We start from the raw sequence: 12,459 nt of genomic DNA, 5'->3' as shown, positions 1-12,459 counted from the left end.
ATAGCGCACTTCTGTTATCACATTTTTACTTTCTTAATTAACACTACTTTCTATTTCTTCAGCACTAATTTCTATTCGTTTATTGTCTAATCGAGTGATGTTAAGTCCGAAACTAAATTCTAAAGTATCGAAAAGACTTTCTAAATCGCCGATTTTAAACTGTCCGCCTATACGAATTTTTTTCAACTCAGGGTCAATAATTTCAATTTCCACAGGGCTATATCGGCTAATTTCTGCTACAACTTCATCGAGTGTATCTCCTGTAAACAGCACAAAACCTTGGCGCCAGCTATCTCGACGTTTTCGCTGTTTGTCATCCATCACTTCAACTGTTACTTTAGATTTTTTGACTTCGCTACGGTCAGAAACATACATAGTAGCCCCTTCACCCGCTTCTAAAATGCCAAATTGTTCAACAGGTATCGCGATATATAGAACTGGATCTTTTTGACTTTGAGAATCTAAAGATTTGGCTTCATTTACAGACGGATTAGTTTCAATCGAGCTTTTTAGTTCAGCTAACTCAACCTTTCCTTCAGTTACCAAGACTTCGACATCTTCTTTGCGCAAGTAAACAGTAAATGCGGTGCCTAATGCCTCTACTCGTCCTTTTCCTGCAAATACTCTAAAAGGTCGATCTTTATTTTTAGCAACTTCAAAATGAGCTTCACCTTGAATTAAGTGAATATTTCGAAATCCATCGGTGTAATCCACTTTTATTCGACTATTAGTATTAAGAACGACTATTGAACCATCCTGTAAGGGAATAGAGGTATGTTTACCAATAGCTGAAGCGTAATATCCGTTAGAACTTTCTATGTCGTCACCTAAAAACAGTATGGGTAGCAGATATTGCTGCAACATCAACATAAAACCTAACATACTTGCTGCCAAAGCCCATGCCCGACCTGAAAATAACGTACGTTTTAAAAAAGGCTCTTTTGGTGTTGGTTTTACTAGAGGAATATTTAGCTCAGTTAATACGAGTAATTCATTAGTAAATACATTAAGACTTTTAATTTCTTTAGCATGTGCTGGACTGCGACCCATCCATTCTTTAAGCGCGAGTAGATCTTCATCAGTAGGTTCAACGTCTGAATCAAGTCTTACGAGCCATTCTACAGCCTCTTGTTCAATTACTTTCTTGTCAAAAGGGTCCTTTGATGGAAACTCTATAATGTTCTTCATAATTTTTCCCCTTTTTGAGGCATATTGATACTTTGCCAACTTCCATTGTTAGATTCTTCAAGTTTTTGTTTATTTCGAACAAACTCCCGACATTTTAAAGTACCTTTCTGTAAATGCATTTCTACATTTCGTAATGAAACCCCCAAAACCTCAGCTATTTCTCGTTGTTTTAAACCATGCACTCTTCGTAGTAAAAATACTCTACGGCAAGTCTCTGGTAAAGCTGCAACCGCATCACAATAAATTCCTAAAGATTGCTCAGCTTCAACTTCGCTCTCTAAAGTAGAACTAGACTCTATAGCTACAGAATCATCACACTCTTCAAGATATTCAGTGATTTTATTCGACTTTTTGGTAAGCTCATTAACAGCAATATTTTTTGCTATCGTAAAGAGGTAAGATTTAGGATGCTCAATAGCTTTTTCTTGCTCTGCACAATATGCCTTAAGGTAGGCTTGTTGAGCAACATCTTCTATATCTTGCTGAGATTGTAAAAAGCGTCTAAGAAAGCTTTTGATAAAGGTACTGTTTTCAATAAATGCGCGGGTAACCACAGAGAGCTTCTTTCGAGAGTTTTCTGTAACCGCATTACTCTCTTGTGTCATATTGTGCCTGCCAAGTTTATATTAGTACTGCAAATCGCATTCAATTATAACAATTTCGATTCAAAATACCGAAGCTTGGTTTTTAAATTTTTTTGTTTTTTTTTAAAACACAGACTTTGTAGAGCTTTATTTTTGTTTTCTAAATAAAAATTCGTAGCAATTTCTAATTCTAATTAAGGGAAATATGATAACAGAACACTCTACGTAAGTAGTATCGATATCATATGGTTTTACTTTATTGCATTAAATTGAATAATAACTTAAGCATTAAGCGCAACAAAGCGACTAGTTAACAGTTAGAGAATACAGTTAAAAAAAAAGCCATTGCTTTAGCTAATGGCTTAATAATTAAAAAGTGACTTTTATTTAGAAGTTAAAAAGACTTTATTTAGATGTTAACTGTTCTAGTGGTGGCACTTTAAAGTCCCATCTTTCAAATACAGACGGGGTTCTTGCAGTCATTACATCGTATATTTTTTTCACCACCTCTGGATGATGAGCAGCAATATCTGTCGTTTCACCAATATCAGTTGATAAGTCATACAACTCAATTTTGCCAATTGGATCGTGTTTAAAGTAACGTACTCCTTTCCAGTTACCTATTCTCACCGCTTGACGATTTACCAATTCCCAATACAAATACTCATGTTCCACTTGCTTACCTTCGTTTGTAAGCGTCGGTAACATACTGATGCCGGTATGACCGTCGTTAGGTTTACCATCAACAATTTCTGCAAAAGTCGCCATCATGTCCCATTGTGCTGAGATATGATCAGATACTTGAGCAGGTTTAATTTTTTCAGGCCACTTAGCAACAAACGGCACTCGAATGCCACCTTCATATACCGCACCTTTTAAACCGCGAAAAGGTTTTGCGCTTTCAAAAAATTCAGAGTCAGAGCCGCCATTAAAGGTTGGGCCATTGTCACTGGTGAAAACAATTAAGGTATTTTCATCTAAACCTAGCTCTTTTAACTTAGCATTAATTTGGCCAACGTAATCATCCATTCGGGTAACCATAGCTGCGTATGCTGCACGCGGCGTACGGTGTGGCAAATACGATAACCAACCTTCTCCTCGACCTGTATACGGAGTTTCTTCAAATGCGCCTTCATATTGTTTTAACGAATCTTCAGGCACTTGTAATGAAACATGAGGAATGGTGACCGCGAAGTACATAAAGAATGGCTGGTTTTTATTTTGTTCAATAAAACTCAACGCTTCGTCGCGCATTAAATCAGGAGAATAGTCATTTTGAATAAACTTTTTATATGACTCAGGATCGTTGATATCAACACCTTCTTCAAGTGCTTGATGATCTTCAATGTATTTATTGTTCAGCATCACAACCGAATCATTTCGCCATAAATGCGTTGGGTAAAAGTTATGGGCGTATTTTTGATCTAAATAACCAAAGAAGTGATCAAAACCTTGTTTATTAGGTAATCCTGTTGACCCAGGGCCACCCATACCCCACTTGCCAATTACCGCTGTTTTATAACCTTGTTCTTGAAACATGTGTCCAATAGTGCGAGTACCTTCTGGTAAAGGGTACTGTCCTAATTCTTCAGGCCAGCCACCTCGCGAATAATTACTGCGAATGATAGTTTCACCTGTATGCTTACCTTCTACAAAGGTGGCACGTGCTGGCGCACAAATAGGACTGCCAGAATAATGTTGAGTAAAACGTATTCCTTGCGCCGCCATTTGATCAATATTAGGTGTTTTAATTTTAGTTTGGCCATACGCGCCTACTTCGTTGTAACCAAGATCGTCAGCTAATATATAGATAATATTTGGCTGCTGTTTAACGTTTTCGTTATTGCCACAGGCAGTTAATCCCATCAGTAGAGAGAGTATGGTCACGACCTGAGTTACTGTGATAGTGCGCATTATTATTCCTATTTATAATTTAACTATTTTTCAATTTCTAGCTAGTAAGCTTTTAGCGTCAATATTATTAAAGCCGTCATCTATTTAGAGATTAATAAATAAACGTGCTCTGTATTAAAAAAAGTTGAGACAGCCCCAAAAGTAAGACTTACAACATACATAACATTAACATGCAACGCAAGGTTACGAAAGTAAAAATGAAATATTGAAATCTTTTGAAAGCAGTAAGGTTATATATTGTGCAGAAATAAGTAGTGATGAAAGACTTTAATCCAGAAAAATGCCTCCAGCGCTAAAGACAAATAAATTCAACGAGAAATTAAGCCTCTTGTGATTATTCTTGGCAACTTTACAAGCCAAGAAACCTTCAAGCGTAGAAAGGCTTTCCCGTGGCACTTTACACATCAAGCTAAATTGAGCTCAAGTTATAGTGTACATAAGACTCTTTAAAAATTTGTTGCCCAAATTTCAGGGTGCGTGTGAGTATAAAAGCCACCTAAAAAGGTTTAAATATCGGGTTAGCTTTTTGGTGATGAATTAATCTTAATAGCGGCTTTGATTTTAAAAGTAGGGTTCTATTTATTACTGGATAATAAGAAGCTGAAACGAAAATTTATCGCTTTGTTACTACAAATTTTGATTAAATTTTTAAAAACAATTGCTAAATAAAAGATGACATAAAAAATTTATAATGAGAGATAAAAAGTTTATATGTGGTTGCTAAACCTCTAGATATCATTAACTTTAATTTAACACAAAACCACCTTAACCATCTGTTTTGATTGAAAATAATAAGAAAGCCATTGCTATAACTCTCTTTAATAAAAGCGAAAACCATTATAGTAAAAACATATAAAAACACCGAAGAAACAACGTTAAAAACAACGCAAGGAAAGCAAACAAACCTTCACTTAACTTCATTTTTTGATTTTATAGCTTTCATTTATCTTCGTATTTGTTATATTAGCTTAAGCTTTACACAATTGATTACATTTTTTTACTCATTACATTAGTTTAAAAGCGTCATTCAAACCCTTTTTGCTTCTTGATACATATAGAAAGCAAAAAATAGCATGTAAAGATAAAAAGCAACTTTCTAACAATGAGCCAAAAAGAGCTATAGGAAATGGAAATATGAAAGAGAATACAATTAAGAATTTAAAAGGAGCTCTAACTCCTTTATGTCTAGCTATACTTTCGTCTTTGTCTATAAGCAACTATGCCTATGCCGAAGAGGAAGAGGAAGCTTCAGAAACGGAACTGATCGAAATAACGGGTAGCCGAATTAAAAAAGCAGCTATCGAAGCAGTAACACCTATAGTTTCAGTTTCAGGTGATGATATCCGTGCAATTGGCGCGTTAAACCTGAGTGAAGCCTTAAATACGTTACCAATGGTCAACCCTGATTTAGGCGACACAACAAGTAACTACAATGGTAGTGCTGGTATGTCTAGTACTAACCTACGTGGTTTAGGCTCAGAACGAACGCTTGTTTTAGTTAACGGTCGTCGTCATGTACCTTCGTTTCCTGGCACTACATCAGTAGATGTTTCGTCAATCCCACAAGCATTAGTCGAGCGTGTCGAAATATTGACCGGTGGTGCATCTGCTATCTATGGTGCTGACGCTGTTGCCGGTGTTATGAACATCATCTTAAAGAAAGACTTTGAAGGCACTAAGTTAGATTTGTCTACAGGTATTTCAGGTCACGGCGACGGTGAACGTCTTAAATTTAACTTAACTCATGGTCAAGACGTTCTTGACGGTACAGGTAATGTAGTAGTTAATTTATCACTTTCTAAATCGAAAGACATTCCTGCAATTGCCCGTGACTATGTATATGTAGACAGAGGGTATGTTGTTAACCCTGAAGATCCAAACATGGACATTGAAGGTATTCCAAATCGCATCGCGATGGAAACAACAAACCTTGCATATAACCATGATCGTAACTTTTTAATGAATGACTTACCTTATCGTGTTGATGCTAATGGCAACAATGTTGCTATCGATACGCAAGGATATGATATACAAGACGCAGATAGAGGCTTTTATTACGCTAAAGTATTGGGAGATTTAGATTACTATTTCTCTAGTTACCACTACCAACTAATTTCAGTACCTACACAAAAAGCAAATATTAACCTTACTTGGCAACAAGAAATCTCAAACACATTAGATTTATTTGTCGATGCTAAATATGCGCGTTCTGAATCTGAGCAAAAATTTGCTCCACCAGCAGTTTATGGTGGCGTAACTCTACCTACTGACTATGATTTTTATAATGATGAACAGCAAGCATACGTTGACTCAACGGGTGCAGGTTTAGATTATGCTGGTTTCTTCCCTGAAGTTGGTCGTTCTGGCCGTGAATGGCAATCAGATCTTTTCCAAGTAGTTGTTGGGTTAGAAGGTACTATTGGCGATTACGAGTGGAATGCATACGTACAACACGGTCAAACCAAAAGTGAATCCACTAACATTAATAATATAAATCAAGAACAATGGCGTCGTTCTACTTTCCAAGATTACGGCTGGCATTCAATTGAAGGTCAATGGCATCGTGACTATGGTTGTAATTTATATGCGGACTGTACACCATTTAATGTTTTCCAACCATTATCACAAACTCAAATAGATTCTGTTTTATTAGATCCTCATACAGATCATAAGCGACTTAAACAAACTGTAGTTGCTGCTGGTATTACGGGTGACTTATTTGAACTTCCTTACGGCACAGTAGAATTTGCTGCTGGCGCAGAATACCGTAAAGAATCAAGTGCTGATGAATACTCAGATGTAAACTTAGCTGGTACAGCTGGCACTACTTATAAAGACGTTGTAGGTGACTATAGTGTTACTGAAGTATATGCAGAAATACGTGTTCCGCTATTAACTGATGTATTTATGGCTAAAAACCTAGCTGTTGAAGGTGCTGTACGTTATGCCGATTATAATTTAGCTGGTGGTAACACGAGTTGGAATATGGGCTTAGATTGGCGTCCAATTGATGATGTTAAGTTAAGAACGTCATATGCAAAAGCAGCTCGTGCGCCTAATATTACAGAAACATTCACTACAGAAAGTTACACCAATGAGTGGATTTATGAACCATGTAACCCATATTACTTAGATTGGGAACCTAGCCCACAAGAGCAATGTGCCAAAGAAGGCATTGATATGGAAAACAATACTGGCTACCCATGGAGTTACGCTGATATCAACTCTTCTGGTAACAAAGATCTAGAGCCAGAAGTTGCTTATACTAAGACTGCTGGTGTTGTCATTTCACCAAGCGCTATCGAAGGTCTAGAATTAACAGTTGATTATTGGGACATTGACTTGGAAGGCAAAATCGCTTCTCTTTCAACTCGTACTGTTCTTGATGGTTGTTACTTCTTAGGATTAGATAACCCAGACTTTTTCTGTGGTTTCCTTTCTCGTAATGAGCAAACGGGCTTAATTGACAATGTTAACTTAACGCAATTAAATCTAGCACAACACCACACTCGTGGTATTGACTACAAAGCGACTTATAGATTTAGCTTAGGCGACGTAGGTGAACTAGAGTTAGGCTTATTATGGTCTCAGTTGAAGGAGCGTACGTTACAAGCTGACGTAACTTCAGATGAAGAAGATACTGTTGGTCTTATGGCTCACCCTGAATGGCGCCGTAATACGCACATCACTTATACTTATGATAGTTTCTTAGTTAAATTAACTCATAGATATATTGGTACGCAAACTGACTCGCTTGACAATACGATTGAAGAGTATGACCCGTATGAAACAGGTTCTTACGACTATTGGAGCTTATTCGCGTCTTATAATATTTCAGATGACTTAAGCGCTTCTTTATCTGTTAATAACTTAACGGATAAAGAAACACCTGAGTTCCCAGGAGCTCACCGTGGTGGTGCAAACTACCGTTATGGTTACTCTAATGGTATGTACGATACTATCGGTCGTTACTTTACCGTAAACTTATCTTATAACTTCTAAGATTAGTCCGTATATGATGAGAGCTGGTAAACAGCTCTCATCATATTTTTCAACAACTCCTAGCAACACATTCCTATAGTTACTTCCTGCTCCGTATCACTACTTCCTGAACCTTATCACTCTTTCCTGCACCTTATCACTAAAGTGAATCACAATTGTTTTACTAATACATATCAAACCGTCAGACATATTTAATCAGGCTAACGTGCTATTAAGATGTTTATTTTTTCTATTCAACTATATAAAACCATTCAAAGCGCAAAACTGTTAAGTGTCAATTTCTCTACCCTTTTTAATCATTAAAACAATACTCTGCTCCGTTTAAACGCTAATAAAATACAATTTACAGTGTTTATTGTAGTCATGGTATTCGCAGTATTCACGGTAAATAGAGGCGATGAGCTACGAGCACCTTATAAGCTGGATTAAAAGCTTATCGAATAGCTAGATAAATACAAAAATACTTTTCAGAATTTAGAATTTAGAATTTAAGAACGGTAGGCACGGGTTTTACAAACTAAAGCACAAACTTCAATATGATGAAAAGGTTATTGAGTTTTACGCAAATATTTTAAAAGCTAAGCCCTGAGACTATGCCCTGAAAATAACCCCTGAAACTAAAGCACTGAAACTAAAGCACTGAAACTAAAGCCTGAGCGAAAACGCCGCTATACATAGTAATGTATAACGGCGTTTTTTGGTGAGTACTTAAAAGAGACTTATTGAGCGGTGTATTGGGTTGTGAATGGTTCGCTTTCACTCCACTTCGACCAATTCATTTCCATGTTTCGGGTTCTTGCACGCCAATAATAGGTAGTATTTAGCTGTAAAGTAAGATTAGGCCTTTGCTCACCATCAAATTCATCGTATGTAGAGACATGACTATTCATTCTTTCAACACGCTTGTTCCAGCGGTAATGTTCATCGCCACCGGCAAGAATGGTTTTCTTAGCTAACAACGCAGAAAGCTCAAGACGAAAAATATTAGTTTGCGTTTGAGTATTGATTGCATCAAATCCTGAATATTTGTTGCCTGTAGTATTCGCGACTGACTGGTAAAACAAGTTTTGTTTACGAGTGTCATTTCCCCAAATATCAAAGACATTTTCACTAAAATCATCACTGGTACTAATTTGCCATTGTACTTCTCGCACCGTATCAGCTTCATTTTGCTGGATACTTAACACCACAGGCGAGTAACCAAATCTTGTATTGGTTTTGTCTACTTTTGGGGTGTTGTTATTTAGCTGTGGTTTAAAAGTAACTTCATCAATGACGTTAAACGCTAAGTCTGTAACTTTTCCTTCATCAACCTTCCAGCCTTTGGTGTCATCATCAAACCCACCTTTTCGTCTAGTTAAGGTTACTGAAGGCTCATCACCTAGTTGGTAAATTAACGCGCTATAACCAAACTCACTACGGCTCATTTCAAAAGTGTTATAGTCAGTGATATTGTCAGTGTAATATTTTTCCGAATGCATGGGCTCTATGTACCCTGCGCTACTGGCAGCATTCAACCAAAGATGAGGGGCATCCATCGACTGCCCTCGGGAATAGGCATGAGTATGACCAAAAAAGTGACCCGTGAATGCGCCTGTATCTTTGCTGTACTTTTCTAATTCACTCACTAACTCACAAGATCCAACTGACTCCCCTTGATTCCAAAGTTCAGACAAACAACCGTGGTGGAATAAGCCAACTACATAAGATTTATCTTTTTCCTTGGCGTCTGCCAGTGTTGCTTTTAACCAATCAAGCTGTGCGGTTAATGTGTGTTTATTAAATTTACCGTGATAAACCGAAATTGGGTAACTGTCTAAACCAACGATGCGGATGTTTTGGTAATCTAAATAAAACCATTGTTCTTCAAAACCTTTTGAGCCGTTTTCTGGTGGCGAAAAATACATTTTGTACATGGATAATTCGTCATCATAGTAGTAATCGTGGTTGCCTGGTACAGGTATTAAAGGTACATAGGGAGTAATCGACTTCATTTCAGCAAATAAGTGTTTTTGCCAATAAGATCGGCTATAACCACCAAACTGAGATACATCTCCCGAAATGGTAATACCTGCCAAGTTTTCAGCACATGTATGAGGCTTTGTTGCATCACACTCAAAGGCTAAAATCCCCTTTTCAATAATGTTTTTCAGAACAGAGCGATAAGTCCAAATGGTTTCATCAGCCACTTTTTCATTTTGATCTAATTGAGTGTCGCTTAATGCGATAAACTTAACCTGCTTAATTTTGTCACCTTTAGCTGGCCATGTTTTAAAAGCATACTGTGGTGTTAAACTAATTTGACCTGCACTATTAACAGTCGAAATATAATATTCATACAAGGTGTTGGATTTAAGAGCCGTTAACTTGGCTTCAAAGACTTTTTTGTCTGGGTGCTCTATTGCATTGAAACTCGAAAATACGCCCTTATTACCAAATTCGCGATACCACACCTTAGGTTTGATCTGATTGGTTTCAAACATCACGGTCATGCTATTTGGACTTGGCGCTTGCAAATAGGGATGAATCAAAAATTCAGCAGTTAAGGTTGTTTTTGGTAAGTTAGTTTCAACAGTTTCAGTGCTAATTTTGTTTGAAATACTTGTGCAGCCAACAACAAAAAGTATCAGCAGCAGAGTGAGCACACTCAGGTTGGACATGTACTTATTCCTTTATTTGGAAAATGATTAATTAAATTGTGTTGCGTCGTTTGATAAGTGAACCAGCTGGCCATCCACCAAGGTTGCTGTGACTTCAAAGTTGTCGTTCATGACACACATACAAGCTCGCTTACCAACAGCGATACTGCCCAAGTGTTCATCAACACCAATGTGCTTAGCGGGTACTAAACTGGCCATATTGACGGCTTCTAATAAAGAAATGTCAGTCATATTCACCAAGTTTTTCACACTTAAGTTCAAGGTAAGTGTGCTGCCTGCAAGAGAGCCTGAGGCAGTTCGGGCTATTCCCTTTTCAACGACCACATCTAATTCACCTAAACGATAGGTGCCATCAGCAAAGCCTCCAGCGTTAATACAATCGCTAATTAACGCCATTTTTTCTGGCCCTTTTAACTGATACACCAATTGCATAATGGTGGGGTGTAAATGTACGCCATCAGCTATCACTTCTGCCACTGCATTTTTATCCATTAATACAGCACCAGCACAACCAGGATCTCTATGGTGAATACCGCTCATACCATTGAATATATGAACACCACCACAAGCACCAGCCGCTAATGCATCTTTAGCCTGTTGATAGGTGGCATTAGTATGACCGAGCATGACTCTAACACCTAAGGAATCTAAGTATTTAATAATGTCGGTAGAATCTTGTAATTCAGGCGCTAAAGCCATGACCTTGAGCGTGCCTTGACTCGCCTCGTATATGGCATCAATACGCTCTTTAGTTAAAGGTAAAAAGAATTTCTCGTTATGGGCACCTTTGTGCGTTTCAGTGAAAAATAGACCTTCGTTATAAGCGCCTAATACTTCCGCACCTATTATGTCTTTATGAGCTGCTTCACCCACCACACTAAAGGCTTTTAGTGTGGTGTCCCAATTTGCCGTGACCGTGGTAGCCAAAAAACCGGTAACCCCGTATTTAGCCAGTGATTTAGAAATGGTTTCAATGGATGACATTTTTGCGTCCATGACATCACACCCTTCACGGCCATGGATATGTAAATCTATCATGCCGGGCATTAAGTTTAATTCGCCAAGATCAAATACTTTTATGCCTACTTTCGGTGATTCTGTAATTTCAGTAATCACTCCGCCGTTAACTAACACGTAATGCTGTGACAATACTTCAGTTTCGGTGAAAGTTTTGTTCGCCTTTAAATAATAGGTTTTTTCATTAATCATTGTTTAATCCTAAAATTGCGGCACCACGAACACCGCTAGAATCGCCAAATTTAGCTCTTAGTACAGGCGGTGATTTAAAGCCGGAAAATAAGTGAGACTCTATTGCTCTGGGTAAACCTGACACCACCTCATCAACTAATGAAATGCCGCCACCCAACACTATAACATCGGGTTCTTGTAACTTAACAAGGGAAGCAAAGGTTTCGCCTAATATATCCAAATAACAATTAAGCACTTGTTGTGCTTGCTCATTATTTACCTTGAGGTTGGCACTCCATTGTTTGGCTTCTACAGGTTCAAAGCCTAAAAACTCATACAAACGCACAATGCCAGGACCAGCGATATAACTTTCAACGCATCCAACTAAACCACAACCACAAGTTATAACGGGCAATTGATATTTTTTTTGTAATTGAGCCGATAACGGCAGATGTCCATACTCACCCGCAATCCCCAACAAGGTGTCTTGCAACTGTCCGTTGACACACAAGCCTCCAGCTGCTCCAGTGCCAATTATGGCGCCAAATACTCTTTGATAACCTTGCCCTGCGCCTTGGTGTGCTTCAGATAATGCAAATAAACGTGTATCGTTTTTAATTGCCACAGGTCTAGTTAATAGCTCGGTTAAGTCTTGGCTAATCAATTGATTTGTTGCACAAGGAATATTGGCAGAAAGTACTTGCCCTTTGCCGTTGATTAAGCCCGGCATGCCCACACCCACTTTACCTTTTTGTTGGCTTAGTTGATCTGCGCGTTGCACTTGTTGCTGAATGGTTTGTAGGAAAGTTTGATAATTGTCAGTTGGCGTTGTTACACGCCAGCTGTCAATCATATTGAGATCTTGGTCAAATATGGCCGTTTCTATTTTTGTCCCGCCAATATCTAAACCGTATATTGTCATT

Annotated in this window: 7 protein-coding genes; 1 reads left to right on the top strand and 6 read right to left on the bottom strand. The window is 37.9% G+C overall.

Going from position 1 to position 12,459, the window contains the following annotated elements; genetic code table 11:
- Window positions 1-33 precede the first annotated feature (33 nt).
- The 3 genes from AC27GZ_RS09740 to AC27GZ_RS09730 form a co-directional block, all read right to left on the bottom strand.
- Entirely contained in the window at window positions 34-1,188 is a 1,155-nt protein-coding gene (locus AC27GZ_RS09740) for a FecR family protein (RefSeq protein WP_487094769.1), read from the bottom strand.
- Window positions 1,185-1,793 carry an RNA polymerase sigma factor gene (locus AC27GZ_RS09735; RefSeq protein WP_487094767.1) on the bottom strand — a complete coding sequence of 203 codons (609 nt, stop codon included), beginning with the start codon at window positions 1,791-1,793 and terminating at the stop codon, window positions 1,185-1,187. The genes AC27GZ_RS09740 and AC27GZ_RS09735 overlap by 4 nt, the downstream gene beginning before the upstream one ends.
- A 384-nt stretch (window positions 1,794-2,177) precedes the next feature.
- Entirely contained in the window at window positions 2,178-3,686 is a 1,509-nt protein-coding gene (locus tag AC27GZ_RS09730; RefSeq protein WP_487094766.1) for an arylsulfatase, read from the bottom strand.
- Window positions 3,687-4,820: 1,134 nt separating this feature from the next.
- Between AC27GZ_RS09730 and AC27GZ_RS09725 the strand changes: the two genes are divergently transcribed.
- Window positions 4,821-7,688 (top strand): TonB-dependent receptor domain-containing protein, encoded by a 2,868-nt coding sequence (locus AC27GZ_RS09725; RefSeq protein WP_487094765.1) that lies wholly within the window; start codon window positions 4,821-4,823, stop codon window positions 7,686-7,688.
- Between the two features lie 719 nt (window positions 7,689-8,407).
- On the opposite strand, the gene AC27GZ_RS09720 is transcribed toward AC27GZ_RS09725, so the two are convergent.
- Genes AC27GZ_RS09720 through AC27GZ_RS09710 form a run of 3 tightly spaced genes read right to left on the bottom strand, consistent with a single transcriptional unit; the run spans window position 8,408 to window position 12,458 of the window.
- Entirely contained in the window at window positions 8,408-10,348 is a 1,941-nt protein-coding gene (locus AC27GZ_RS09720) for a purple acid phosphatase family protein (RefSeq protein WP_487094764.1), read from the bottom strand.
- 27 nt (window positions 10,349-10,375) lie between these two features.
- Entirely contained in the window at window positions 10,376-11,557 is a 1,182-nt protein-coding gene (gene nagA / locus AC27GZ_RS09715; RefSeq protein ID WP_487094763.1) for an N-acetylglucosamine-6-phosphate deacetylase, read from the bottom strand.
- The gene (locus AC27GZ_RS09710; RefSeq protein WP_487094762.1) at window positions 11,550-12,458 is read right to left on the bottom strand and encodes an ROK family protein; all 909 of its coding nucleotides are present in this window, start codon (window positions 12,456-12,458) and stop codon (window positions 11,550-11,552) included. The genes nagA and AC27GZ_RS09710 overlap by 8 nt, the downstream gene beginning before the upstream one ends.
- Between the last annotated feature and the right edge of the window lies 1 nt (window position 12,459).

Source organism: Colwellia sp. SU-HH00943, from assembly GCF_057546125.1.
The sequence above is the reverse complement of the archived record's forward strand: the minus strand, read 5'-3'. Positions and strand labels throughout refer to the sequence as shown.